Genomic DNA, 26,578 nt, shown 5'->3' with positions numbered 1-26,578 from the left:
CATTTTTAGGATCAATACCTGACATGCCTACACAGCTTAGTTTCAAACTCAAACCGGCAGAAGCTGCCGATAATGATCTGCTCCGCAGTTATATTGCTGCGCATGCTGGTGTACCCGAAGCACAAGTAAATGGCTTTTACAGGCTCAAACAATCGATAGATGCCAGAAGTCGCCAACAGGTGTGGGTGAATCTGACTCTGGAAGCATTCATCAATGAAACGCCTAACGGCAGAAACATCCAAAAAGGAGTTTTTCAATCTGTACAGCAAGCCAAGCACCGGGTTATTATTATTGGCGCCGGACCAGCAGGTTTGTTCGCAGCACTCAGACTGATAGAATTGGGCATTCAACCCATTCTCCTGGAAAGAGGTAAAGATGTTCGTGCCCGCAGAAGGGACCTGGCTGCCTTAAATAAAGAAGGCGTCGTTAACCCGGAAAGCAATTATTGCTTTGGTGAAGGCGGCGCAGGCACGTACAGTGATGGTAAGCTCTATACCCGCAGCAATAAGCGTGGCGACATCAACCGTATTCTGCATCGCTTTGTGGAATTTGGTGCTGAGGAGAAAATCATCTACGAAGCACATCCGCATATTGGCACGAATAAACTGCCCCATATCATTACCGCTATGCGGGAATGCATTATCGCCATGGGCGGACAATGTTTGTTTGAAAAGAAAGTAACGCAACTGATTCTTGAAAAGGATACCATTAAAGGTGTCTCCACTGCTGATGGCGATAGCTTAATGGCTGATGCAGTGATACTGGCTACCGGGCATTCAGCCCGAGATATTTTCCGCATGCTGCGTGATCAGGGCTTGCTGATAGAAGCCAAGCCATTTGCATTGGGTGTGCGCATCGAACATCCGCAGGCATTGATTGATTCTATTCAATACCATTGCGCCATCAGGGATGAATACCTACCACCTGCTTCTTACGGATTGGTAGAGCAAGTGCAGGAAAGAGGTGTCTTCAGTTTCTGTATGTGTCCGGGCGGCATCATCGCGCCAGCCGCAACCAACCCCGAAGAATTGGTGGTGAACGGCTGGAGCCCAAGTAAACGCAACAATGCTTTTGCCAATAGCGGCATGGTGGCGGAAGTAAGTGCAGCAGATGCATTACGCTACTTGAAACAACAGCAACAAAAAGCCAGTGCTGACGACCCCTTATTATTGATGCAGTTTCAGGAAGCCGTAGAAAGAAAAGCATTTGCAGCAGGCGGAGGAAAATTTGTAGCACCAGCACAACGCATGGCAGATTTCTGTGATAGAAGAACCAGCACTACCCTGCCCGACTGCAGTTATCTGCCCGGCTTGAATAGTGCTGACTTATCGCAAGTATTACCCGACTTTATATTCAAAAGCCTACAAGGAGGCTTCCGTGCATTTGGTAAAAAGATGCGCGGGTATCTCACCAATGATGCAGTAGTAGTAGCAACAGAGAGCAGAACTTCTTCACCGGTGCGGATTCCCAGAAACCCTGATAATCTCCAACATCCGCAAATCAAAGGGTTCTACCCTTGCGGGGAAGGTGCCGGCTATGCAGGGGGTATTGTCAGCGCTGCGATGGACGGAGAAAAAGTTGCCAATCAATTGGCCGCAGTTTTACATCCCTGATTTACTCACCAGAAGCACCAGCTTTGGCTTGCAGTTTCTTCTCTGCAATCAAGCCATTACGCTGATATGATTTGCGATGTGCTTTTAAAGCAGCTTTATCAGCCTCAGTCCAATTCTTAGTGATGGCCTTCAGATCAGGCTTGCCCGCATCTACCCAGGCTGTGTACCAGAAATCAGCCAATAAATCTGCTGAACGCAACAATTGTGTGTTGATGGTTGGTTTCAACGCTTCGCCATAGGCTTTGGCGAAAGCAGTGGTATAATATTTTACCGGTGTGCCGCGACGCATCTGTGTTCTGTACTTGACACTATCCGGAAATTGCTGCGTGAGTCTGGTCTCAACAGCAAACACATCAGGCAATAATTGAAAAGCACCACGCACACCCTGCATAATCGCTTCAGCAGGATTTTTCAGGTATTTGGCTTTGTGGCCGCTATTCAATTGGTATTGATCCAACTCAATCTCAGGCACCACGCTTTCCCACAAAGCATGCAAGCCTTTTTGGTTGGTGAGCTGACCATCATAATTAATAGTAGTATGCAAAGGCACATGCGCATCGCCGATATAATGGCCTAAATCAGCTGCGTAGAATAGAATGCTATCTGCATTACCTGAACGGAAAGCTTCAGTAAGTTTACGCTGCATATACACCACATGATAAGGCACATAACCATACTTTATTAATGTATCGCGGGTAAACTGCTGCACGGCAGCTTCCCAGTCAAGCGGCATTTTCCAAGCTGCAGAATCACCATAAGCTTCCATATCAATAAAGTGCTTGGTTGCCTCCGTACTATCTGTATTGCGACGTATATCGGGTCTTGGCGCGTTATACACCAGATAATCCATGTTCTTATAAAAGAAAGGGCGCATACCTGAGGGCAATTGGTAGATAGCTACCTGATTCACTGTCTTATGTACCAGAAAGCCCCAGCTAGACAGGCTCATCACTACTGCAAGCGCAAAAATGCCAACCAAAACACGTTTCATACTTCTTGGAGGTTAAGAGCGCAAAATAACCATAAAACCTGCCGTTGTTGTAATAATTACACGGGTACTGCTACCAATGTGGGCAGTTTCCTACATTTATCAAAACCAAGACCAATGAGTAACATCCTGGAATTACAAAACCTGAAGAAATATTATGCCACGCAGAAAGCGGTGGATGATATCAGTTTCGAGGTGAAGGCCGGTAGCATTTTTGGTTTGCTGGGACCCAACGGTGCCGGTAAAACCACCCTCCTGCGCATGATCACGGGGATATTTTACCCCGATAGCGGACAAATTATTTTCGACGGCCAATCCTTCAACCCCATTGAAGATGTATTGAAGATTGGTTACATGCCCGAAGAAAGAGGCTTGTACAAGAAAATGAAGATTGGGGAACAGGCTTTGTACCTGGCCCAGCTCAAAGGCTTGAACCATGCAGAAGCAATGGAAAAAATCAAGTTTTGGTTCAGACGCATGGAAATGGAGAGCTGGTGGAATAAGAAAGTGGAAGACCTCAGTAAGGGTATGAGCCAGAAACTCCAGTTTGTGACAACGGTACTGCACGAGCCCAAACTCATCATTCTGGATGAACCATTCAGTGGATTAGACCCTGTAAATGCGAATTTGATCAAAGATGAAATCTACGGTCTGGCACAACGTGGCTGCAGCGTTATCTTCAGTACACACAGAATGGAGCAGGTAGAAGAAATCTGTGACCATATTGTATTAGTAAACCTTGGTAAGAAAATTCTGGATGGTACTGTAAATGATGTGAAGCAACAATTCAAGGAAAACAAGTTCAGCATTAAATTATCAGAAGTGCCCAATGGTTTGAGCCATGCTGCATTTGATGTGTTGGAACAAAATGCCAATCAACTAACGGTAAAGATTCAGCAGGGCTTCAAGAGCAATGATGTATTGCAATACCTGATTCAGCAAAATCTGACAGTAGAGGGCTTTAATGAAATATTGCCTTCACTGAACGACATCTTTATCAGACTGGTGGAAGGCACTAAGTCAACCACCCGCGCATTTCAACCAGTTCAATAACCTCAACACAAAGTATTATGAATAAAATATGGATTGTTGCACGCAGAGAATTCCTCACTCGTGTACAAAAGAAAACCTTCCTACTCACTACAATCGGTTTACCCCTCTTGATCTTTGGTTTCTACGCAGCCATCATTTTCTTCTCTGTAAAGGGATCTGATGATTACACAGTTGCGGTGGTTGACAAGGCCAATATTTTTGAAGGAAAACTAGAATCGAAAAAGGAAGAAGTTGTCTTTAAAATCGTACAGTCTGATACTGCAGAACTGAAAACGCAGTTAGAGAAAAAAGTATACGACGCCTACTTATTCGTTCCTGAGAACTACACACTCGATAGTGATGAGAGCGAGCTGTACTTTAAATCTGGTAAAGCTACTGGCATCATGACGCGTGAAGATATCCAGCGCAGCATCAATAAGCGATTGGAAGAGAAGCGCATGGCCAAGATGAATATTTCAAAGACATTGTTAGACAGCCTGCGTAAAGACAGTGATATCAACTATACAACACTAGCTGGCAAAAGCGATAGTGGCATTAAAGCAGGCATCAGTTATGGTGTGGGTTTCATCAGTGGCATTCTTATCTACATGGTACTATTTATTTATGGTACGATGGTAATGCGTGGCGTGATGGAAGAAAAAGTGAGCCGTATTGCAGAAGTAATTGTAAGTAGTGTAAAACCCTTCCAACTGATGATGGGTAAAATCATTGGCATTGGTGCAGTTGGCTTAACCCAATTCATCATCTGGGGCATACTGATTATCGGCTTACAATTCCTTTTACCAGTAATTTTCCCTGAGCTGGCGCAGTCTATGCAATCACAGGCAATACAGCCAGGTGCAGCAGGTGCCATGAATGCAGCCAAGCAGAGTGGTGCATTAGATGGTTTAATGGCCGGCTTGAGTCAGATTAATTTCCCATTGATTATTGGTTGTTTCATTTTCTACTTCCTGGGCGGCTATTTCCTCTATTCATCATTATTTGCTGCTGTAGGTAGTGCTGTAAATGAAGATCCACAAGATGCACAAAGCTTATTACTGCCTATTACCATGCCCATCATTTTTGCTTTTGTGATTCTGACCAAAGCAGTGAATGACCCCAACAGTCCGATTGCAGTATTCGGTAGCTTGTTCCCGCTTACATCACCAATTGTAATGATGGCTCGTATTGGTCATGGCATTCCTGAAGGGGTATCTGTATGGCAATTATTATTAAGTATGGCCTTATTGGTTGCAGGTTTTATTGCCACAACATGGTTGGCAGGCAAAATCTATAGAACAGGCATCCTGATGTATGGCAAGAAAGTGACTTGGAAGGAAATGTGGAAATGGGCTTTTCGGAAATACTAAATAAATAATTTGTAGTTATCCTGAGTTTAAAACTCAGGATAACTACTATAATATAAGTTTTGTTGTTAATGATAGAAAACCAATGGCTGTTGGCGGCTATAAAATTCGAAACAAAGAAGCCATTCATTTTATCACTTTTGCAGTAGTTGAATGGATTGATGTCTTTACAAGAAAAGTATATCGAGACTTACTGCTAGATAGCATACGATATTGCCAAAAAGAAAAAGGTTTAATACTACATAGCTGGTGCATCATGAGCAATCATGTTCATTTAGTAATCTCTGCAAGAGATAATAACCCAAGTGATATTTTAAGAGATTTCAAAAAATATACCAGCAAAAAAATCATTAAAGCAATTATTGCGAATCCAAGAGAAAGCCGAAAAGAATGGATGTTACAGGTCTTCAGACAGAAAGGCCAGGCAAATAGCCGTAACAAGCAGTATCAATTTTGGCAACAAGATAATCATCCAATAGAAATATTCAGCAGACGCTTCATACGCCAGAAACTAAATTACATTCATAATAATCCAGTTGCTGCCGGCATAGTTGAGAAATCAGAAGAGTATATCTATAGCTCTGCAAGAGATTACTACTATGGCAAAAACTGCGGACTTTTAAAACTAGAATTGCTTTAAATGCAGTTGGCCTGAGTTTAAAACTTAGGCCAACTGCATTTGTTTACTGCGCCAAACTAATCCTTACCTGAACACCCGCTCGCGTATTGGTAATTGGCGCCGAAGTAGAGATATAAGGAATCGCTCTACGCTGATCGAAGAAAAATTTCAGGTTAATACGGTTATTCAACACATAATCGATCGCAGGCTGAATGGTGATGACTTTTTGTCCGCCAGTACCATAGGCATTACTCTGGTCTAAGCGACTATTGCTCTGTTGTTCATCACGCATAGACAGATCCAGTTTAAAACTAAGATCGTTCTCCATGGTCTTACCTCTCATGAAAGGTAATTGGAAAGGCAGCTTGATGCCTCGCTTACGCCAACTGAATCCAAATACCCACTCGGTACTTCTTGTTTCAGCCAACTGAAAATCCACCAGACTCAAACTCAGCTGTCGGCTTCGCTTGTATTCAAACTTCAGGTTAAGCTGATTCACTGTTGTAATATCCACACCAATCAAAGGTGTGAATGCTTCCTGCATCGATAAATTCGGCACCAGGAAATAGGGTATATAGTTACCACTCACCGTATCTACAAAGCCTGGCGCACCCAAACCAAATGGATCGCGATAGAGCAATGCACTGGCAAAGCTGTTCATGCTTAATGTGCTATTATAGCCATGCGATAAAGTAATCATGCTGAATTTCTCAGCAAGGGCCGGCAGTTTGGTCAAACCCGTGTAGGTCACGCGCCAGTTCGGTTTGGGCAGAATACCCCTGAATGGATTGGTTCTGATTGAGCTGTTATTCTGTCCAATCAAAGGCACATTATTCGGGTCTTTACCGGTATAAGCAGCAAGGAATGCAGGAATCAGCACATCCTGCGAATAACGGCCATAACCACGCGCATAACCATCTGATGTAAACTGCTGTCCTGGTGGCAAGGATTGCCAGTATGGATTGGTTGCCGCAATACGGCGTGAGATAACCTGTCGATTCTGTTCAAACTCACGGAATGTTTGTGATATCTCGTTGGGGTTTTGTTTTCTGAATAAAGTATTCAAGGCCATATATGATACGCTAAAGCCACCTGATGCAAGCGGACTCAAATGCGCAAACTTGCCATTACTCAATGTGTCCTTGAACAATTCTGAATAGTCTTTATTGAAGGACTTATCCAAATTGATACTGATATTGAATTCTCGTATGGGCTCTGCCTGTGCAGTGATACTCAAACGTTGCTCAAAATTTTGACGGAAAAGGAAATTGAAATTACTATCGCTACTCATCAAACCCCTGCTGGCAAAATTGTTCAGCATATTGGTATCGGGCTGCTTGCCAAAAACATAACCCAGGCCCGGTGCCATACTGCTGAAATTATTACCCAGGATTCTTGAACTATCCATAAAGCCCGGCAATCTGCTGCGCAGATTTTCTGTATAGCTAACATTCACACTCTTCACCATCGTCAATAGTCGTCCACCAGCACGCACAAAATCATTCATCTCTACCGGTTCATTTTGCTTGGATAGTCTTCGGGCCAAACGCTCATCCCTTCTCTGTTGACGCCATTTGCGCAAAGCTTCTCTGCGTGCTTTACCCTTCAAATCTTTCACCACTTCTTCCTTTGATGGCAATGTGCTGCCCAAAACTGATTGCTGTAAATCCGGACCCGGTGGCGGTGGTGTAGGCTTACGTTTACGCTTGTTCTTATTATCCTGCACATCTGCATCTGAACGAACAGGAACGGTATAATCCTCTAAAGCACGTAACCATCTAGATTTAGCATAGAGTCTTCTGAAATCAAACTCACCGGTGAGGTTATTGTCCTGCCCATTTTCAATGACATTACCCAAACTGCGGGCAATCAAACTAGCACCCACCCAATTGTAGGTGGTCTTATAACTATACCGCGCATTAATCCAATCTACCAATGGAATCTTATTCAATGGCAAAGTATAGGTAAGGTTAGCTGTTTGCTGATACAAAGTATTTCTACCACCCTTCAGGAAATTGTCTCTTACCGAATCTCGCTTGGGACCCCTATCAATTCTGCCGAATGGCTCATCTACACGCGCATTATTGGTTGCAGAGAAATCAATATTCAAAGAACGCGACAAATCCCAACGCAGGTTATAGAAACGATCGAAGGTGAAGAACTTGTCGTATGTGGTATCTACTCTTTCAACTTTGCTATCAACAGTATTAACAATCCGTGGTATGAATTGTCCAAATTGTCGGTTCACATCTGCACGGAAACCAATCAAGGATGGCGTCAGGTTGAAATTGAATTCCTTCAGCCATTTCAACCAATTGCTATTCCCCTTGATGAGGTAACGCATCGGCTCAATGTATCTGGGCTGTCCGCTGAACGTATAACCCATTCCTGCGCGGTGACGGGTAATTTTATTTTCAGTAATGAGCGGACTACTCTGCTCTGTCTGCGTGAAAGAATAACTAAAATCAAAATTGCTTAAGCGCCATGGCTGAGGCTTACGCGCTGAAGGCGCCAAACGCACATTGGTGAAATTGATGGTCTTGATCGTGGTTTGATCCAATGCTGCATTACGAATAGAATCTCGTTTATTACCTGCTGCATTGAGTTTGCTTTTATACAGTACATCCCGATCATAAGGATCGTACTGTGGCGCACGAATGGTTCTGTTAATACTCGCATACACCGGTAAGGACAAACCCCACTTGGCTGGCGTTAATTTACCTGCATTCAAATTGGTAGCAATATCAAACTGCACCAAGTTATCACGCGCACGTTCATTCACCCTTTGTTCAATGGTACCGAAACCTTGTGTGTAGGTATTCGCTGAAACAGATAATGTACCGAGATCAGCAAGGTTCATATCCACCCTGCCCAATGCAGCCCATGCTGATTTCTCATCTAATTCAGACAAACGCAATTCATTCACCCACATTTCTGCATGCATGGGCGCTGTGCTGGTTGGATTGGCATTTTCTATTGCCACCAAAATACCCCTTACTTCTCCCAAGTTCGGGTTACCAAAAACGGAGAAGGTTTTATTGCCGATACGCTCTCGATAAATGGTCGTGAAAGATTGATTCGTTTGATTACGCCGCAATTTCAAATCCACCAATTCACGCAAACTAAAATCTAAATTATTCGCATCGGGCCAGACAATATTGGCCTGACCCGGCGTGTACGTGCCCGGCGGTGTTACTTTCAACGGAATCTTGATTTCATAATAGTTGTTCAAGAAATCCTGTCCCAAACGCACCACCAGATTGGCATCACCATCTCTTAATGCAGCCTGACCAACAATGGATTCAATGTGCGCAAACATGGAGAGCTTACCATACTGACGCATATCAAATGGCACAGTCTTGAATACACCACGCGCATCACCGCGAGGCAGGTTGCGTACTTGTACACTCAATGCCTGCTCGTTCTGCAATAAGTTCACACCATTATTACTCAGCTGTTGTACGCGTTCAATACCCGGTGGAATCACATAGTTTACCGGCTGGCGTGCACTATTCTCTTCCAGGTTTACGGCCAGTGTATTAAAAGTTGTTGGCGAGTTATTGGGCAGCTTGATATAATTACCTGCTGTATCTAAGTTGTACGTGAACTGACGCCATTGGTTACGCACCAGATCCATCTTCACAAAACGCAGCACAACAGAGTCTTCAAAATCTGTCATATACCAGCGCATGAAGCGGATGGATTTGAAATCAGGAATATTCCCCACTTTTCTGCTGTAATCACGAATCGGCACACGGAACAAATACCAGTTCTCGGTTCTGCGAATACCATCCGCAGAATTCACGGTAACCGTTCTTCTATCAGTGATGTATTTATTGCTGCCCACATTCATATTGGGGAAGAGATCAATCTGGTATTCATAATACTCTTCCGATTCATTAAGCGTATTGTCTCTGTTCAAATCTTCATTATCTGGATACAAGGTTGCGGCTGGCGTAAACTGTCCGCCCGTTGTAGCCACAGGTGAATTGCCCTGCGGGTTATTGAAATTCTTGTAACGTCCTAAAATACCTGTAGCAGATCCATCATAACTCGCATCCCTGAACCAGACATAGTTATCATCTGATGGATCGTTCAATGCGCGACGATAGATGAACGAGTTTGTACCAAAGTTTTGTGCCAGTCTGTTCAGGTAGTTCTGACGCTTTCTTCTTTCTGCAGCATCATCCACCCCATCCAATCCCACATCCTGAAATGGTCTGTCGGCAGGATCATTACTAAATGCTTGCGTAATCTGAATTGGGTTCACCGGTGCTTTACCCCATGCGTTGCTACTATCTACAGCAGCCGGAATACTTGGTGTATTCAAACCGTTCTCGTAAAATCTTCTGCCATCTTTCAGGATGTCTTCACTGATATTACCGAGGTTCAAGAATAATTTACCACCGCGACTATTGGTATTACGGATAAATGGATCCTGAATCCAGAACTCAACGAATTCAATATTACCTGTTTCAAAATCTGTTTGATCCAATGCACGCATGATACCACCCCAGCGAGCAGCGGGATTGGTAAGATGACCACTGTCTGTGATCTGACCAATTCTGTTTTCAAAATTGTATGGACCCTTGTTACGCGGATAAAAAGCCATATCAAAAGTGAAAGCTTGTATATCTGTGATATTGGTGGTACGCTGCGGGAACAATTCATTCGTGAATACCTGACGTACACGCGGATCGCTCAATTCAGCAAGGTTTCTGCGCAAGGGGTTATTCGGACTGTTCTTATCCTGCAGGTTGGGTTCAATCTGATACCAAGCTAATTTGGCGCGATTCTTATTGTAATCAACCGAATCGGTTAATGTAGCTTCAGGAAATTTGGGATTACCCTGTGGTGTGGAAGCAAGATTCCATGCAACAAAAGGAAAACGCAAATCAATATTGTTTCGTGTGCCTTCAAAATCATCTAAATAAATCAAGCCTTGTTCTGCACGACCAATCTGTGGTGGGTGACCGGGTTTCAATAAAGCTGCTTCACCATAAGCTGTAATACTCGATGGGGCTTTAGTTGAATAGAAAGGCAGCTTATTCAACGCACGTGTTAAGCCGGGCAAATCTGAGCGATAACTAAAGTCCAATCCAAACATGGTGTTTCGAATGGGATCATCACCGTAATTCATCTTGGTAAAGAAGGGACGCTCACCCAAACGCACAGTTGAAAAACCCAAAGCCAGTTTTTTATTTGCCAAATAATCCAAACGCAAACCGGAGAAGCCTCGCTGTTGTAAACCAAAGCCGGCATTGTTTTCAAATGATACTTGCACAGGAATACCAGATGATAAAATACCCTGATTCAAAATCTTTACACTACCCAGATTATAATCAATCACATAGTCTGCTCCTTCACGGAGTAATTGTCCGCCAGCTGCAACAGTGACTGATCCTTGCGGAATATTGAATGTGTTGAGGAAAATTTCAGAACCACCCGTTCCCTTGGCCTGGCCTTGCATCACAAAACGATTCACATTGGCATAGGTCTGGGCAATGGCTTTAATTGAATCGTACAATTGATAGTAAATGTATTTCTGCTTCAGCGCAGCAGCTTGTCCGTTATAAGCAAGCCTGTCCAAATCCCGACCAAATGGTTCCAACACCGGAAAAATCACTCGACCCTGTTGTGGTAAAATGGTGAAGCCATCAATCCAGTCGAACACCCCATCCGGCTGTGGATCATTTCGGTTATTAAGACGGTCTAAATTCAGGATGCGCAACAAAGGCTGACCTTCCACCGCGGGTGCAGTTTCCGGTAAATATCTTTTCAAACCACCACTGGGTTCTTCGTACAGAACATTCAACTTAAAATCTTCACGCTGAATACCCCCAAATAAATCGAGCGTGTACACATTCTTCATCATCAAACCCCAGATCGGCAATGACGGTCTTTGCGAAGTAGCTTTCAATAATTTCAGGAACAAGACCTTTTGTACGCCCTGTGTTGAATCCAACCCAACATCTTGCGCAAATTCACCTACTTGGTAAACCCGTCCATTGAATGTGTATTGAAAAGCCACACCCAGCACTTCATCTGGTTGCAATTGTGTATTCAGTGAGAGAAAACCAATTTGTGGATTGAAATAATATTCGTTGGGTGATAATTTTCTCGCGAAAGTTTTTTCAAAATCTTCTACCGGCCTTAAGCCCTTTGCCAATAACTGACTCGTAATCTGCACCGGATTTCTGTTGGCAGGATTAGCTGTGAGGTAAGCATACAAATCATTCGCGCGGTTATCAGGAAGTTGATTGGTGGTTAAAGGATTCACCACACCTACTCTATGCGGATTGGTTTCTGCCAAATCCATCAAACCCACCACATCGCGCGATTCTGTTGTAGCACCTGTTCTATTCGTTACCCAAACATCCATACGCAGAATCTGTACCTGACTGTTCACAATCGGCAATTGCGACATGGACTTATTGAAATTATTGCGGAAGTATTGGGCTAAGAGAAAATGTTTATTCTCTTCATAATCATCCAGCTTCTTCTGGAATGTATTGGTAGATGCGCCACCCTGCAAAGCAACAGATTGTCTTTGCGAACGCTGGTTGGCAATAGCAGCTGTAACAAATAATTTTCCAAACTGTAATTGTGTTTTGATACCAAAGAGGTTTTGCGCACCGGGTATCAGTGTTCCTTTCGATTGAAAAGAAATATTACCGGCTTCAATACTCTTGATCATCTCATCATCCATACCCTTATAATCCAGTTTGATCTGATTATCGAAATTCAGGTTGGATAAGGTATTGTAGTTGATGGGAAAGCGCAGCTTATCACCAATGCTGGCATTCACACCCAGATTGGCATTCATGTCAAAATCAAAACCACCATTGCGGCGTGCTCTTTCTGCGAGTGTGGGGTTCTTGATGTTTTGCCCTTGATAACCGGCGAGGATATTCACTTCACCTTGTGGACGGATATCTACTTTCAAACCATTGGGACCGAGACCAAACATCCTGTCGAACAACTGATCATACACACGCATTTTTGGCCGGGCTACTTTCTTATTGAGTAAAGTGATGGCATCTGCACGCTTGCGGAAATAATCCACTTCAGCCTGTCTGCTTTGTTGCTGGTAGAATTGCTGAAAAGAAATGGGTACCGCTTTGCGATAGGTTTTGCTGCCTATACGCTCTTCAACATAATAGGTTTTGGTCTTGGGATCGTATTTCACTTCCCGCTTGAGGTAGAGTGAATCATTGAAATCGAAAGCATGCGATTTACCGGCGCTGAACAGATCGGTTCTTCTGTCGCTAATAGGGTAACGCAAAGAATCTGTCCGTTGAGCGAACAACAGGTTACCGCAACAACAAAACAAGATGGTGATGAGGCCCGAAAGCAAATATTTCCAGCGCGAAAAAATCAAAAGTCAGTCTGCTTGGTCAAGTAACGTTGGGCCGATATCAGATATTTTTAAGTGCTTGTTTAATAATGAGTTCTAAAGATACGTCTCCATCCATCATTTTGAGCGTTTTTTGTACCGCTGCCTCAGCTGCATTACGGGCAATGCCCAGGGCTATGAGGGCCTGAATAGCATCCTGACCCGGAATGGGCGCTGCAGTACCTGTGACACTCAATGCTTTATCGCCCATTTGCTTGCCTACTTTATCGCGCAGTTCCACCACCAAACGCTCGGCAGATTTCTTGCCGATACCCTTGATTTTCTCCAATTGAGCTGTATTGCCTTGTGCAATGGCCTGAATTATCTCATCTGGCTTCATGCCGGAGAGCATCATTCTGGCAGTAGTAGCACCTACACCGGAGACGCTGATTAGCAGTAGAAAAAGGTCTTTTTCCGTCGTATCGGCAAAGCCAAACAATGTATGGGCATTCTCGGTGATATGGAGATAGGTAAAGAGCAGGCCGCTGTCTTTCTGGCTGATAGCCGAATAAGTATGCAGGCTGATTTGGAGATCATAACCCACACCATTGACATCCACCACCACCCGAGCCGGTGTTTTTACTGCAAAATGGCCTCTAACAAAAGCGATCATAGAGCCTAAAAGTACATGGAAATCATGAAGTAAGCGTGGTTTGACTAACCTGCGTTAGCTTATTTTGGCCTTAATCCTGTCTAAAAAGGATTAAGTTTGCGCCCTCAAAGAAAACCCAGTATGAGCACCAGAGCAGCCATCACCGCCGTTGGCGGATATGTTCCTGAAACCAAACTCACCAATTTTGATCTGGAGAAGATGGTGGATACCAACGACGAGTGGATCAGAACCAGAACCGGCATTGAAGAACGCCGCATTCTGAAAGAGCCGGGCAAAGCCAGCAGCGATATGGCCGTGCCTGCTGTTCAAGAAATCCTGCGCAAGCGCAATATGGATGCTACAGAAATTGACTGTATCATTTGTGCTACCGTAACCCCGGATATGGTGTTTCCTGCTACCGCGAATATCATTGCCGATAAACTGGGTGCTAACAATGCCTGGGGTTATGATATGAGTGCTGCCTGTAGCGGTTTTCTCTATGCGCTTACTACGGGTGCCATGTATATTGAGAGTGGCCGTTTCAAAAAAGTGATTGTGGTAGGCGTAGATAAAATGAGCGCGATTATTGATTATACCGATCGTGCTACATGTATCATTTTTGGGGATGGTGCCGGCGCTGTTTTGCTGGAACCAAACGAAGATGGTGCAGGTGTATTGGATAGTATTCTCCGCAGCGATGGCAGTGGCCGTCAGTACTTGCATATGAAAGCCGGTGGATCTTTGAAGCCAGCTACCATGGAAACTGTATTAGCCAAAGAACATTTTGCCTATCAGGAAGGTCAGGCTGTTTTCAAATTTGCCGTAAAAGGCATGGCCGATGTAAGTGCTGAATTGCTGGAACGTAATGGACTTACCGGTGAAGACATTGCCTGGCTGGTACCACACCAAGCTAACCTCCGCATCATTGATGCAACAGCCAACCGCATGGGCTTACCCAAGGAAAAAGTAATGATCAATATTCAACGTTATGGCAATACTACCGCAGCTACTATTCCGCTTTGTTTGTGGGAGTGGGAAAGCCAACTGAAGAAGGGCGACAATATCGTACTCGCTGCATTCGGTGGTGGCTTTACCTGGGGCGCTACCTGGGTGAAGTGGGCGTATTGATATTGATGATTGGCTATTGTTGATTGTTAATTGATTATTGACGATTGACGTATGACGACTGACGATTGATAGTTGTTGATTGAAGATTATCATTTGATTATTGACCCCGAATGCTCGGGGCAGGCTCCCGAATTCTCGGGGCAGGCGACTGACGATAAGTTATTGTTGCTGGCATTATTGGGTTACGACCAACAAGGCTATCGTTGAGACCAGCTTTGTGGCAAACCTTTTGTTAGCTGCTGTAATTTCAGTACCCGTAAATTTCTCTCATTTCTTGTTCATACATATTTTCTATTTCGTCAGCGTAGTCGGTATATTTCCCAAATACGTCTGCTGTATGGGTCAGTAGAATTGAAGTTTTCTCGTAAAGGTCTCTAACATCAAGCAAGTTTATAGTATCCTTTTGTTCAAAAGAGTTATTGTTTTCTTTATCAACGGGATAACGAAAACTGTCTGAGTTTTTATCAAGTAGATGAAAAATGCTTGTCAGCTTGTTAACCTCTTCGCAATATTTATTGAACTCTTCAATATCTGCTTTGTCAACCTCAATTCCATGCTTTGATTTAAGGTTCTTTATCGTTTCGGCAATGTGCAACTTAAAAGCTCCGAACAATTTTTCTAAATCGTGAGTTCCTGCCTTTTTAAAATCATCTTTTTCTGAATACTTCAGAAAGTATCTGATGTTCGTCTTAAATCCTAATTCCATGCAATGTCTAGCAATGAATAAAATTGGATAAGCAAGTCTGTCAACATGATTTCCCGATTGATATACATTTTCCATTAAAGCTTCAAAGGCTCTTTCATAACTACCAAAGTAATTTGCAAAGGTTAAATGGTGTCCTAAGAAGGCATTGAATTGATGTCGTGTAAACTTATTATCTGGAATTTCCTTCATCGTGGTCGGTCATTTTAAAGCCGCTAACGGCTTGGGCTTTGCGAAGGTGGGAGGAGGTGATCTATCGCTCGCTTGGCCACTAAAGCCCCGATTAGCTAAAGCCAAATTACTGAAGCCCGGTCAGAATTCCTACAGCCGATGGGCGATATTCGTCAGCCCAACTTTTGCAAAGCTGATGTTGGGCGTAGTTCTAAGCCGCATGAGCTTTAAAATATTCGATATATTTTGACAGGGATTTGACTATTCCTCTTGACGTATAGAAGTTTGTCAATTCAAAGCTTAGATACTCGTCATTTTCTAAAATTATAATCAAATAATTCAGTCCTCGCCCTCGCCCCGGGATATTTAATATTGATGTTTCTCTTATTTTTTCCCATTCAAGAAACTGATCATCGACGGTTATCCCTAAGGGGTCTATTTGTATGGAAAAATTTAATGTGTTATCATAAAAAAATTGCCATAACACGTTTATTGTAATTATAAGTGACGCAATCATTACAATTGCTAATCCACCTTGATTGATATCTTTTTGTACCCTTATTGCATAGAAAATAGCTGCCCATATCGACACAGCAAATACTATGTAAAATATCTTGATCGGTCTACTTGGTCTAAATGCTCTAGACTTGAGGGATGGAGATTGATTGTTCTTATATATTGATGAGGTCGGTCTTATTGTTGCATTCGCAAGCAAGAATTGGCTTACTTTTCCACGCGTGTCTAGTTCGCTTATTATTTTTTGATGGATAGATTCTAATAGTTCCAAAATTGAAAAGAATTACGCCCAACGTTTTCGGGCTTTGCGTTCGGGCGGGTTTCGGAGCGCAAAACTGTCAACCTGCACTGAACTTGAATAGAAGCACAAAGCTTCAAGTTTGCACATCACCCCGCCTGACGGAAAACCCGTGTTATAGGGCGTTTTTCCTTTGTCAACCTGGTCCCATTCCATCTCTAAAAATAATTGCTAAACTGATATGATAAAGAAAGAACGAAAGTGTCAATGCGAAGAGCAGTCCAACGATTACTCGATAAATCTTTTTCGTGTCCAACAAGCGCCAAGCCAAAGGTATTGTCAAGATTGGGGTTACGAACATAGCAAACCATAATATTTGTCCAAGTAAGTCCATTTTATGCGTAACCGTTTACATCAAGGTCAAAGAGTTGTTTTTTGTCAAGATTGAATTTTATGTTCCAATAATAACTACCACCGTCAAGCACCATAACTCTACCTGTTAACCAACCATCTGTGTCGTCCTTGTCTTTTGACCAAAAACAGTTAATGAGCAAAATCCTGTCACCATTTTTATCAATGTAGCCAAAATACTGTCGCTTATATTTATGCAAATTTTTATGAATAATAGGTGTAGAGGATTGGTTTATCAACTGATTATTTAAGGTCTTTAAGTCTGTCGCCAACGAAGCTTCTGCTTGGTCAATTTCCTGTCTTGTTGGAGTAAAACGCTGTCCGGGAATAAGGTCAAAATAATTTGAAGGGAAAATTGCCACGTCAAACTGCTTTGTCTTGTAGTGGTCTGCCTTTTTAAAAGTCGTGTCTGTCTGCCCGAAAACCCTACAAGTTGTCAGCAGTAAAAAAGTCAAAATTGTTATCGTTCTTATCATTGTTTCGGTCGTCTTAAAATGCCCTATAACGTTCAAGGCTTGGCGATGTTGGGGCAACTGCGTTACGTCACGCCTGAACTGAAGCCAAATATAGTTACTGTTGCTAATTGATATTACAAATGTTGAGGCGAGTTCTGTCGAGCCAGTGACGAAAGGAAAATAGAATTACAAATGTTGATGCTTATTACGTCTGCCCCAATATTGCCAAACCTTTTGTTGCAAGCAGTTTTTTGTCAACTTGCACTTTTATACTTTTCAAAATATTCATTAACCAACTTCAATAAGTCTTTATGATTTGTCATTAAACCATTAGTCGAAATATGAATTGGCGAACCATAATTTTTTGCATTAGCTATTAACAACTTTCTCTTTAAAGCGTTTGTTTCCCTAGAAATGTATTTGTCTGGATTATTTAGTCCAATAGTAACAAAATATTGTTTCGAAGCAATAGATGCTTGCACTGTCTTTTCGTAAATTTCTGAAATGTCTGTCCAAGGAATGAGTCCGAATTTAAAAACACTTGTATTGTCATAAATACCTTGGTCACTCAAAACAAGTCCAGGGTTTTTGTCAAACATTTTTTTGGTAAAAAAGTACATTCCTAATAATCCCATAATTGTCGAGCCATAAGAAGCAATTGTCTTTAAAATTGGATTATTGAAAACTGGGTTGCTTGTCTGTGGATTTGAAATAATCATCCAAAGTCCACCTGATAAAAACAAAACACTAAAAATTAAAAGTTTTGTCAACTTGGCTTTGCTTAAAAGAATCTCAATTTTATTATTTTCTTTCATATTAATGTTGGTCATTAAAATTGCTTGCAACACATAAATATACGCAATAGAATTACCTAGACTAACTGCATATAGCAAAAAATGATGATTGAAAATCAATCGACTAGCATTCTACCTTTTGCATTGTAATTGCGTCAATACAAACCGTTTTGTTTTAACTAAACGTTTATAACCGTTTAAAAACGGCTTATACTAATCTCAAACATGTACAATTCCATCTGAAAGAGGTAAGTAATAGCATACGAGTTCTTAGCAGAATAAAGTCCATAGCCTGCCTACTTTTTAATTTGCAAAGTCTTTATATGCTTGACTAGCTTATTGAAATACAATCCGGAAACACAGGAACTGTCAAAATACTCTGGATTTTCATAAGTATAGAATCTTTCTCCAGAATAATTCAAGAGTTGAATAGAGTAAGTAGCCCCATCTTTTGACCTATTAAAACAATTATTGTTTTCAGTATTATTAGGCAAAGTCAATAACTTATTTACAAGCAGTGAATCAAAAAATAGTTTCCAGTCATCTGCAGCAAGATTGTATTCTTTAATATTTTGTCGCAAATACGTTTTACCATCATAAAATTCATTGAAAACAAATTCCTTCCCAAAGCAATTGTGCATATCGCAGTTGATTTCAATGATACGTTTCTCAACTCTTCTGGACTCATCAATAAATAGCCTCAGTAAAAATGAGTCTTTACCCATAGCGTATATATCGCGATTTAAAAAGATCAGCCTTGACTTATTCAACATATAATCATCCGTTTGCTTCCATGAACTATCCGTCACAAAAACAACTTGATTGGTCAAGGAGTCAAATAAAACCGAAGGCAATCTTGACTTATGCTTGTTACAGCTAAAGCAAATTATTGCTAGCAAGCACATACAGGAAAGCGACTTAGCAATTCTCATATTGATGCATATACACTTAAAATACACCAAAACATTCGCTTAAAAAAGAATACAGCCTAGGTATTTATACTTGCCGGCTATCGACATATAGTTAATGGCTGATAGTTTCTGGTTGATAGTTGCCTATGATTATTGACGATTGTCAATTGAATATTGTCAATTGTTGAGTGGCCCATAAACTACTAACCACCCTCCTACGCTAAAGCTTCGGTGGCCTGCTAAACAAAGCTTCAGCATAGTTTAGGCAGGCTAACCACTAACCTCTAACTAGTAACTACTAACCCCTAACTCAACCCTGTAATCACCCCATCTGCATCAATGTCCATACCCTCTGCGGCAGGTAGATTGGGTAAGCCAGGCATACGCATCATATCACCCAGAATGGGTATCACAAAGCCTGCACCACTGGCGAATTCAAATTCGCGTACGGTTACCACAAAATTATCCGGTCTGCCAATTTTTCTTTCATCGTCAGACAAACTCTTGGGCGTTTTTGCCATGCAGACAGGCATCTGGTCGAAACCCAATGATTGAATATGCTTTAAATGCGTTTTAGCTTTTACAGAATATTCCACGCCTTTGGCACCGTAAATCTTGGTGGCAATGCTGTGTATCTTGTTTTCAATCGTATCAGTCCATTGATACAAGGGCGAGAAATCACCGGTGCTATTTTCCACCAATTGCACCACAGCTTTCGCCAATGCCTCCATGCCTTTACCACCTTCTGCAAAACCGGTACACACAATGGCTCTTGCACCATGCTTGGCACAGCAATCCTGCACCAATTTGATTTCTGCTTCTGTATCACCCGGGAATGCATTGATCGCCACCACCGGCGGCACACCAAACTGACGGATATTTTCCAAATGTTTTTCCAGATTGGCCAAACCGGCTTTTACTTTTTCTGTATCAGCTATGGCATATGCATCTTTCTTCGCACCGCCGTGGTGTCTCAATGCACGAATGGTAGCTACAACAACTGCCGCTGCAGGTTTTAATCCGCTCGATACACATTTGATGTCAAAAAATTTCTCTGCACCTAGATCGGCTGCAAAGCCTGCTTCGGTAACTACATATTCACTCAATGACAAACCCATTTTTGTTGCGAGTACAGAATTGGTGCCCTGTGCAATACTTGCAAAGGGACCGCCATGCAATAAGGCCGGATTACCTTCCAGCGTTTGTACCAAATTGGGCTTAATCGCATCTTTCAACAGAATCGCCATCGCACCAACCGCATGCAGGTCGCGCGCAAACACAGGTTTGCCATCCATGGTACTGCCGATATAAATATTACCGAGTCTTCTTTTCAAATCATCCATACCGGTACACAAACAGAGTATCGCCATGATCTCTGATGCAGGCGTAATGTTGAAACCATCTTCACGTGGCATACCATCGGCTGTGCCACCCAAACCAATAATGATATGGCGCAATGCACGATCATTCAAATCCATCACCCGCTTCCACACAATGGTGCGCGGATCAATATGCAAACTGTTTTTCTTATTCTGGAGATTATTATCAATCAATGCAGCCAATAAATTGTTGGCTTTCTCAATCGCAGCAAAATCGCCGGTGAAATGCAGGTTGATGTCTTCCATCGGTATCAACTGCGAATAACCACCACCTGCTGCTCCACCCTTCATCCCAAACACTGGCCCCAGCGATGGTTCGCGCAGCACCGCCATGGCTTGTTTACCAATGCGGTTGAGTCCGTCTGTTAAACCAACAGAGACCGTTGTTTTACCCTCACCCGCCGGTGTGGGTGTAATGGCTGTTACCAATACCAAATGATGCTGTTTGATTTTGGCTTCATCAATTAATGTCAGCGGCAATTTGGCTTTAAACTTGCCATAGTATTCCAAATCTTCTTTATCAATACCAATGGCTGCGGCAATATCGCGGATATGACGAATGGGTGCCGACTGTGCGATTTCAATATCTGTAAGCATACTGCAACTTAAGCAGCAGTAGCAGCAAAAAACATGACAATCATCAGGCTAAGAACGGCTCCAGATAATGAAGTCGGTAGATGGAATACTGGTTAAACCAAGATGTCTTAAGATAGTCACCACCTGTCCGCGGTGATAGGTACCATGATTAAACAAATGCAGGGCCATTTGCCAAACAGGCTGCTCAAAATGTGCACCCTTGGTATTGGTATAACTGAAGCGGGTATGCAGACTTTCTTCGGTAATGCCGTGTGTCCAATCCTGCCATATCTGGTTTTGTCCCAACAAACCATTGGCCACATCTTTCAAATGCGGGTGAAAGGTTTTGCTGGGTATCACAATATGTTCATGGTTCTGCAATCTTTGCCACCAGCCGCTTTCTGCATCCCACATATGCATGAAAGTTGCTTTGAGTGTGGGGAAACTACTGGGCACAGTTTGTTCATGCAATGCGGGGTCTAACTGCAATGCAGCATCAAATAATTGACGATTGGCCCAAATATTATAAGCGGCGAGGGATTGAATCAGTTCCTTCATGGTTTTCTGTTAGCTTTGTTAAGTTAGTACAATAGCCTTTTTCAAACCGATAATTTTTGCACATGTCCGGTAAACAATTCAGCGGAATCAGTTCTACAGCCATGCATTCTGCCACAGATGAACATAACTATTCGCATATCACGCCTATCTATGCCACATCCACATTTGTGTTCGACACAGCAGATCAGGGCATGGAGCGTTTTGAAAGTACTGATAAGGAATTTATCTATAGCCGTTGGAGCAACCCAACTTTCAAAGCAGCAGAACAAACCATTGCTGCACTGGAAGCATTTGGCTTAACCAATGCTGATGGTAGTCCGCTGGAACTGAAAGCACTTTTACACGCGAGCGGACAAGCGGCTATGGCCACCATGTTCTTAAGCAACCTGCAAGCAGGTGATGCGGTATTATCGCATTACTCTTTGTATGGCGGCACCTATGAACTCATGCACAAAGTGCTTGGACAAAATGGGATCACCATCTATATCGCAGACCTTCGCAACGCAGCAACGCTGGAAGCGGAATTGAAAGCCCATCCGGAAATCAAACTGGTGCATATTGAAACACCGGCTAACCCAACGATTCAGTGTATTGATATTGAGGTTACAGCTAAGATCGCTAAACAGTACGGCAAGATTGTAACGGTTGACAATACATTCGCCACGCCTTATCTGCAACAGCCCTTCCGTTATGATGTGGACTTTGTATTTCACTCCACAACTAAGTTTCTGAATGGACATGGCACGGCCATTGGTGGTGTCTTGTTAGGCAGAGATATTCAATTCATGAAAACCAAAGCATGGAAATGGCATGCACTCTTAGGCGGTAATGCCAATCCCTTTGATGCATATCTGCTGATTAGTGGTATGAAGACTTTGGAAGTGCGGATGGACCGCCATTGCCACAATGCAATGGAAGTTGCCAGCTATCTGGAACAACATCCCAATATTGAACATGTAAACTATGTAGGCCTGCCTTCGCATCCGGATTACCATACGGCTATGAAACAGATGCGCCATCCCGGTCCCATGTTGAGTTTTGAATTAAAAGGCGGATTGGAAGCAGGCAAGCAATTCATCAATAAACTGCAAATGTGTGTGCGGGCCGTATCATTAGGAACAGTGGATACACTGATCTCTCACCCTGCTTCTATGACGCATTACAGTGTGCCGCGTGAGGAAAGAATCCGCTTTGGTATTACAGACGGACTCATCCGCATGAGTGTGGGTATTGAGAACATTGCAGATATTCTTAGCGATCTGGAACAAGCACTCAGCTGATGCTGTAATAAAATACGGGCAGCTGCAACCAATAGCATTGAAATCAACAGATATGAAACAAACACTGTTCTGCCTGCTGCTGCTCCTAAGCGCGAGCACATTTGCACAAAAAGCCAAAACAAAAGCTGCTAACGACGGCGAAGACAAGCGTTTTGCCGGACTGGAAGCACAAATCAATAAAGTATTGAAAGACCAACACGCAGCCGGCGTTGCCGTTGCCGTGGTGGAAAAAAACAAAATGGTTTATGCCAAAGGTTTTGGCTATCGCGATTATGCGAACAAACTGCTGGTAACACCCAATACACAGTTTGCCATTGGCTCTTGTACCAAAGCATTTACTTCAGCTGTTTTGGGTATTCTGCAAAAGGATAAGTCGATTGATTTTGATAAACCCGTAACCACTTATCTGCCCGACCTGAAGTTTTACAATGATGGCATGACCAATCAGATCACCCTGCGTGATATGATGAGCCACCGCACGGGTTTACCCAGACATGATTTGTCTTGGTATATTGATCCGGATACGAGGGAGAATTTGGTAAAACGCATTCAATACATGGAACCCAGTGCGCCATTGCGTACGCGCTGGCAGTACAATAATTTCATGTTCTTATTACAAGGTGTGGTTGCAGAAAAACTCACCGGTAAAAAGTGGGAGCAGAATGTACAGGAGAAAATCCTGAACCCGCTGGGTATGAAACAGAGTAATTTCTCTGTAAAGCAATTGGCCAAGTACACTGAGCCTGCTATTGGTTATGGTGTAAAGAAAGACAGCATCATTCACCCATTACCCTATTACGATATTGATGGCATGGGCCCTGCAGGCAGTATCAACAGTACGGTACTGGATATGACGCAGTGGTTACGTGTGTGGATCAATGGTGGTAAGTTAGATACCGTACAGATCATCCCACCTGCTTATCATGCACAAGCCATGTCTTCTCAGATGATTATTGCACCGGGCACACCCACTACTGAAAGACCGGATATCCATTTCAGCAATTATGGTTTCGGTTGGTTTTTAGCATCCTATAAAGGACACTATCGTGTTGAACATGGTGGTAATATTGATGGCTTTAGTGCCAGCACCTGCTTCTTCCCTACAGACAGTATCGGCATTGTGGTATTGGTGAACCAAAATGGTTCTGCTGTTACCAGTATTGTACGCAATTTGATTGCAGACAGAATGCTGGGTCTGCCTTTCTTCGATTGGAATGAAGACAGAAACAAAGCAGATGCCAAGGCCAAAGCCGCTGCGAAAGAAGCAGCCAAATCAGCAAGTGCCAATACACATCAAGGCACCAAACCTTCACATGCGTTAGCTGATTATGATGGCGTGTACAAGAATGATGCGTATGGTAAATTTGAAGTAGTTGCCAAGGGCGATTCACTCTTTGCGCAACTGCAACAACAAAAATGGTGGTTGCAGCAAGTACACTATGATATTTTCATGCCGTTGGAAACCAAAGAAGGTATTGATACCGCTGACAAAAGTCCGATGCGTTTTCAATTCACCACCAGCATTACCGGCGATATTGAATCTGTAGCTATTCATGGTTTAGAACCGGCGTTGGATCATCCCATTGTGTACAAACGCAGCAACCGTATGAAGCCATTAACCGGAGCTGAACTGAAGCGTTATGTAGGCGAGTTTGAACTGGCCGGTGCAACAGTTAAAACCTATATTCAAAACGAAAAGACCTTGTTTGTACTGGTTCCGGGCCAGCCCGATTATGAATTGGTGCCCTCCGGTAATCACCAGTTTGATTTGAAAGTAGCGGCAGGCTATAGTGTTTTGTTTGAAGTAAACGAGAAGGGTGAAGCACTATCACTCACTTTCAAACAACCCAATGGCAATTTCAAAGCCGTGAAGAAAAAATAAGTGAGCAACCCACTTGTATAAACATCCTGCACAAACTGCAGGATGTTTTATTTTTGGTCCATGTCACACTCCATCCAAATCAGAAAAGCTGTTGCAGCTGATTGTCCAAGACTATTAGAGCTGGTACAAGAACTAGCTGAATATGAAAAAGCACTACAGGAAGTTACCGTTACACTGGAACATTTTGTAGAAAGTGGTTTTGGTGCCAATCCGGTTTGGTGGGCCTTTGTAGCGGAAGTAGATGGCAAAGTGCAAGGATTTGCGCTGTACTATATTCGTTACAGCACCTGGAAGGGACAAAGAATGTATCTCGAAGACATCCTCGTTACAGAAAGCATGCGCGGCAAAGGTTTGGGTAAACTGTTGTTTGATCAGTTAATTGAGGAAGCCAAGGAAAGAAAACTGAATGGTATTGTGTGGCAGGTATTGGAGTGGAACGAACCTGCGATCAAATTCTATAAAAAATATGATGCTGCATTCGATCCCGAGTGGGTGAACTGCAGCATCATGGTATAAATTTCGAGGCTTAGCTTAAGCCATCAATGGTAACGTCTTTCGCAATCTTAGCGATGAGTCCCTGTAATACTTTACCCGGACCCACTTCTGTAAAATGCGTTGCGTCATTAGCCACCATGGCTCTTACGTTCTGACTCCATTTTACTGCACCGGTTAATTGGTGCATCAAGTTTACTTTAATATCAGCAACACGACTCACAGGCCATACCACCACATTCTGATAAATGGGGCAAATAGGCTTATGGAAAACGGTATGTTCAATAGCTGCAATCAATTCTTCTTCTGCGTGGATCATGAGCGGACTGTGAAATGCGCCACCAACAGGCAAGGGCAATGCACGCTTGGCGCCTGCAGCTTTTAATTTTTCACAGGCTATATTGATCCCTTCTAAAGAACCACTAATCACCAACTGGCCGGGACAGTTATAATTCGCAGGCACTACTTCTTCATCAATCTCTGAACAAATACGTTCAATCACTTCATCTTCCAAACCGATGATGGCCGCCATGGTACCGGGATCTGTTTCGCAAGCATGCTGCATGGCATTGGCACGTGCACTCACCAACTTCAACGCATCAGCAAACTCCAAACATTCGTTTGCTACGAGTGCAGAAAACTCACCGAGTGAATGACCGGCAACCATATCAGGCTTTTCTTTCACCAGACATTTATAAGCAATCACCGAATGCAGGAATACTGCAGGCTGGGTAACATTGGTTTGCTTCAACTCCGCTTCTGTTCCATAGAACATCACATCACTGATGCGAAAACCCAATACTTCATTGGCTTGTTCAAACAACTCTTTGGCCTGCGGATAATTTTCATACAGGCTCTGACCCATGCCGGGAAATTGCGCGCCCTGTCCGGGAAAAACAAAAGCGTGTTTACTCATGAAAAATGGTTTAGGGCGTAAATGTAGCGGAAAAAGAAAATCAGCCCTTTTTTTGAGAAAACATCTTCTGCAGGGTAGCTGACAGCATTGATGGCCTTGGATTCACCAACAGAATCTTTCCATCGGCACCCACCAAGAGTGTTGTTGGTAATGCGTTATAACCCATTTTAATTAGCAATGATCCTTCTGGCTTAGAACGATCTGTATCAAATAGATTCATGAAGTCCTCAATGTTTAGCTTATCGACGGATTTACGCCAATCAGCATCTTTGTCGTTTGTGGCTATTGTTACTACCAAGAGACCCTTATCCATATACGGCCTAACTGTTTCTGCTAAAAAAGGCATCTTGATCTTACAAGGAAAACACCAGGAAGCCCAAAAATCAATCACCATGGGATGGCCTTTTAGCCAGCTACTTTCAATCTGATGCCCTTCAATGGATTTCATGGAAAAGGCGGGAATGGTATCCCCTACTTGGTATTGGGCTGCTGCGCTTAATGAAAGCATGCAGCAAATGGCCATCAGGTAGTTTTTCATATCAACTAATTTCCTGAAAAAAA

Annotated in this window: 20 protein-coding genes; 8 read left to right on the top strand and 12 right to left on the bottom strand. The window is 43.0% G+C overall.

Annotated elements, in window-relative coordinates; genetic code table 11:
• Positions 1-23 precede the first annotated feature (23 nt).
• On the top strand, positions 24-1,613 hold the full coding sequence (locus J0L83_00175) for an FAD-dependent monooxygenase (GenBank protein MBN8662961.1): 1,590 nt from the start codon (positions 24-26) through the stop codon (positions 1,611-1,613).
• Between the two features lies 1 nt (position 1,614).
• On the opposite strand, the gene J0L83_00170 is transcribed toward J0L83_00175, so the two are convergent.
• Positions 1,615-2,604: a hypothetical protein gene (locus J0L83_00170; GenBank protein MBN8662960.1), complete on the bottom strand. Its 990-nt coding sequence runs from the start codon at positions 2,602-2,604 to the stop codon at positions 1,615-1,617.
• Positions 2,605-2,718: 114 nt separating this feature from the next.
• Between J0L83_00170 and J0L83_00165 the strand changes: the two genes are divergently transcribed.
• The 3 genes from J0L83_00165 (at position 2,719) to J0L83_00155 (ending at position 5,640) form a co-directional block, all read left to right on the top strand.
• The gene (locus J0L83_00165) at positions 2,719-3,654 is read left to right on the top strand and encodes an ATP-binding cassette domain-containing protein (protein ID MBN8662959.1); all 936 of its coding nucleotides are present in this window, start codon (positions 2,719-2,721) and stop codon (positions 3,652-3,654) included.
• A 17-nt stretch (positions 3,655-3,671) separates the two neighbouring features.
• Positions 3,672-5,003: an ABC transporter permease gene (locus J0L83_00160; GenBank protein MBN8662958.1), complete on the top strand. Its 1,332-nt coding sequence runs from the start codon at positions 3,672-3,674 to the stop codon at positions 5,001-5,003.
• 82 nt (positions 5,004-5,085) lie between these two features.
• Positions 5,086-5,640: a transposase gene (locus tag J0L83_00155; protein ID MBN8662957.1), complete on the top strand. Its 555-nt coding sequence runs from the start codon at positions 5,086-5,088 to the stop codon at positions 5,638-5,640.
• Between the two features lie 43 nt (positions 5,641-5,683).
• On the opposite strand, the gene sprA is transcribed toward J0L83_00155, so the two are convergent.
• Both sprA and ruvA read right to left on the bottom strand, forming a co-directional pair.
• The gene (gene sprA, locus J0L83_00150; GenBank protein MBN8662956.1) at positions 5,684-13,000 is read right to left on the bottom strand and encodes a cell surface protein SprA; all 7,317 of its coding nucleotides are present in this window, start codon (positions 12,998-13,000) and stop codon (positions 5,684-5,686) included.
• A gap of 37 nt (positions 13,001-13,037) precedes the next feature.
• Positions 13,038-13,628 (bottom strand): Holliday junction branch migration protein RuvA, encoded by a 591-nt coding sequence (ruvA, locus tag J0L83_00145; protein ID MBN8662955.1) that lies wholly within the window; start codon positions 13,626-13,628, stop codon positions 13,038-13,040.
• Between the two features lie 120 nt (positions 13,629-13,748).
• Here ruvA and J0L83_00140 point away from each other — a divergent pair, with 120 nt between their 5' ends.
• Positions 13,749-14,735, top strand: coding sequence for a ketoacyl-ACP synthase III (locus tag J0L83_00140; GenBank protein MBN8662954.1), 987 nt, complete (start codon positions 13,749-13,751; stop codon positions 14,733-14,735).
• A gap of 247 nt (positions 14,736-14,982) precedes the next feature.
• Here the strand turns inward: J0L83_00140 and J0L83_00135 are convergent, their stop codons facing one another.
• From J0L83_00135 to J0L83_00105, 7 genes are all read right to left on the bottom strand, one after another.
• Positions 14,983-15,630 (bottom strand): hypothetical protein, encoded by a 648-nt coding sequence (locus J0L83_00135; protein ID MBN8662953.1) that lies wholly within the window; start codon positions 15,628-15,630, stop codon positions 14,983-14,985.
• A gap of 190 nt (positions 15,631-15,820) precedes the next feature.
• On the bottom strand, positions 15,821-16,396 hold the full coding sequence (locus tag J0L83_00130) for a hypothetical protein (GenBank protein MBN8662952.1): 576 nt from the start codon (positions 16,394-16,396) through the stop codon (positions 15,821-15,823).
• Between the two features lie 362 nt (positions 16,397-16,758).
• Positions 16,759-17,250, bottom strand: coding sequence for a hypothetical protein (locus J0L83_00125; GenBank protein MBN8662951.1), 492 nt, complete (start codon positions 17,248-17,250; stop codon positions 16,759-16,761).
• A 233-nt stretch (positions 17,251-17,483) separates the two neighbouring features.
• On the bottom strand, positions 17,484-18,059 hold the full coding sequence (locus J0L83_00120) for a hypothetical protein (GenBank protein ID MBN8662950.1): 576 nt from the start codon (positions 18,057-18,059) through the stop codon (positions 17,484-17,486).
• Between the two features lie 260 nt (positions 18,060-18,319).
• On the bottom strand, positions 18,320-18,853 hold the full coding sequence (locus J0L83_00115; protein MBN8662949.1) for a hypothetical protein: 534 nt from the start codon (positions 18,851-18,853) through the stop codon (positions 18,320-18,322).
• A 386-nt stretch (positions 18,854-19,239) separates the two neighbouring features.
• A complete protein-coding gene (locus J0L83_00110) occupies positions 19,240-20,910 on the bottom strand; it encodes a formate--tetrahydrofolate ligase (protein MBN8662948.1) in 1,671 nt (556 codons plus the stop codon).
• A 48-nt stretch (positions 20,911-20,958) separates the two neighbouring features.
• Positions 20,959-21,447, bottom strand: a complete 489-nt coding sequence (locus J0L83_00105; protein MBN8662947.1) for a hypothetical protein — start codon at positions 21,445-21,447, stop codon at positions 20,959-20,961.
• Positions 21,448-21,509: 62 nt separating this feature from the next.
• Here J0L83_00105 and J0L83_00100 point away from each other — a divergent pair, with 62 nt between their 5' ends.
• From J0L83_00100 to J0L83_00090, 3 genes are read left to right on the top strand one after another with little or no spacing between them, the layout of a single operon-like run.
• On the top strand, positions 21,510-22,727 hold the full coding sequence (locus J0L83_00100; GenBank protein MBN8662946.1) for an aminotransferase class I/II-fold pyridoxal phosphate-dependent enzyme: 1,218 nt from the start codon (positions 21,510-21,512) through the stop codon (positions 22,725-22,727).
• 52 nt (positions 22,728-22,779) lie between these two features.
• Positions 22,780-24,609 carry a serine hydrolase gene (locus J0L83_00095; GenBank protein MBN8662945.1) on the top strand — a complete coding sequence of 610 codons (1,830 nt, stop codon included), beginning with the start codon at positions 22,780-22,782 and terminating at the stop codon, positions 24,607-24,609.
• A gap of 60 nt (positions 24,610-24,669) precedes the next feature.
• Positions 24,670-25,125: a GNAT family N-acetyltransferase gene (locus tag J0L83_00090; protein ID MBN8662944.1), complete on the top strand. Its 456-nt coding sequence runs from the start codon at positions 24,670-24,672 to the stop codon at positions 25,123-25,125.
• Positions 25,126-25,135: 10 nt separating this feature from the next.
• Here J0L83_00090 and fabD read toward each other — a convergent pair whose 3' ends face one another.
• Positions 25,136-26,017 (bottom strand): ACP S-malonyltransferase, encoded by an 882-nt coding sequence (gene fabD, locus J0L83_00085; GenBank protein MBN8662943.1) that lies wholly within the window; start codon positions 26,015-26,017, stop codon positions 25,136-25,138.
• A gap of 40 nt (positions 26,018-26,057) precedes the next feature.
• On the bottom strand, positions 26,058-26,555 hold the full coding sequence (locus J0L83_00080) for a TlpA family protein disulfide reductase (protein ID MBN8662942.1): 498 nt from the start codon (positions 26,553-26,555) through the stop codon (positions 26,058-26,060).
• Positions 26,556-26,578: the final 23 nt, after the last annotated feature.

This window comes from Chitinophagales bacterium, assembly GCA_017303835.1.
GTDB lineage: Bacteria > Bacteroidota > Bacteroidia > Chitinophagales > Chitinophagaceae > JAFLBI01.
The sequence above is the reverse complement of the archived record's forward strand: the minus strand, read 5'-3'. Positions and strand labels throughout refer to the sequence as shown.

Coding starts and splice junctions, on each gene's coding strand:
- J0L83_00110 (MBN8662948.1), bottom strand. CDS start 20,910: ATGCTTACAGATATTGAAATCGCACAGTCGGCACCCATTCGTCATATC.
- J0L83_00090 (MBN8662944.1), top strand. CDS start 24,670: ATGTCACACTCCATCCAAATCAGAAAAGCTGTTGCAGCTGATTGTCCA.
- J0L83_00175 (MBN8662961.1), top strand. CDS start 24: ATGCCTACACAGCTTAGTTTCAAACTCAAACCGGCAGAAGCTGCCGAT.
- J0L83_00100 (MBN8662946.1), top strand. CDS start 21,510: ATGTCCGGTAAACAATTCAGCGGAATCAGTTCTACAGCCATGCATTCT.
- J0L83_00140 (MBN8662954.1), top strand. CDS start 13,749: ATGAGCACCAGAGCAGCCATCACCGCCGTTGGCGGATATGTTCCTGAA.
- fabD (MBN8662943.1), bottom strand. CDS start 26,017: ATGAGTAAACACGCTTTTGTTTTTCCCGGACAGGGCGCGCAATTTCCC.
- J0L83_00155 (MBN8662957.1), top strand. CDS start 5,086: ATGGCTGTTGGCGGCTATAAAATTCGAAACAAAGAAGCCATTCATTTT.
- J0L83_00170 (MBN8662960.1), bottom strand. CDS start 2,604: ATGAAACGTGTTTTGGTTGGCATTTTTGCGCTTGCAGTAGTGATGAGC.
- J0L83_00125 (MBN8662951.1), bottom strand. CDS start 17,250: ATGATAAGAACGATAACAATTTTGACTTTTTTACTGCTGACAACTTGT.
- J0L83_00105 (MBN8662947.1), bottom strand. CDS start 21,447: ATGAAGGAACTGATTCAATCCCTCGCCGCTTATAATATTTGGGCCAAT.
- J0L83_00080 (MBN8662942.1), bottom strand. CDS start 26,555: ATGAAAAACTACCTGATGGCCATTTGCTGCATGCTTTCATTAAGCGCA.
- J0L83_00160 (MBN8662958.1), top strand. CDS start 3,672: ATGAATAAAATATGGATTGTTGCACGCAGAGAATTCCTCACTCGTGTA.
- ruvA (MBN8662955.1), bottom strand. CDS start 13,628: ATGATCGCTTTTGTTAGAGGCCATTTTGCAGTAAAAACACCGGCTCGG.
- J0L83_00120 (MBN8662950.1), bottom strand. CDS start 18,059: ATGACCAACATTAATATGAAAGAAAATAATAAAATTGAGATTCTTTTA.
- J0L83_00165 (MBN8662959.1), top strand. CDS start 2,719: ATGAGTAACATCCTGGAATTACAAAACCTGAAGAAATATTATGCCACG.
- J0L83_00095 (MBN8662945.1), top strand. CDS start 22,780: ATGAAACAAACACTGTTCTGCCTGCTGCTGCTCCTAAGCGCGAGCACA.
- J0L83_00135 (MBN8662953.1), bottom strand. CDS start 15,630: ATGAAGGAAATTCCAGATAATAAGTTTACACGACATCAATTCAATGCC.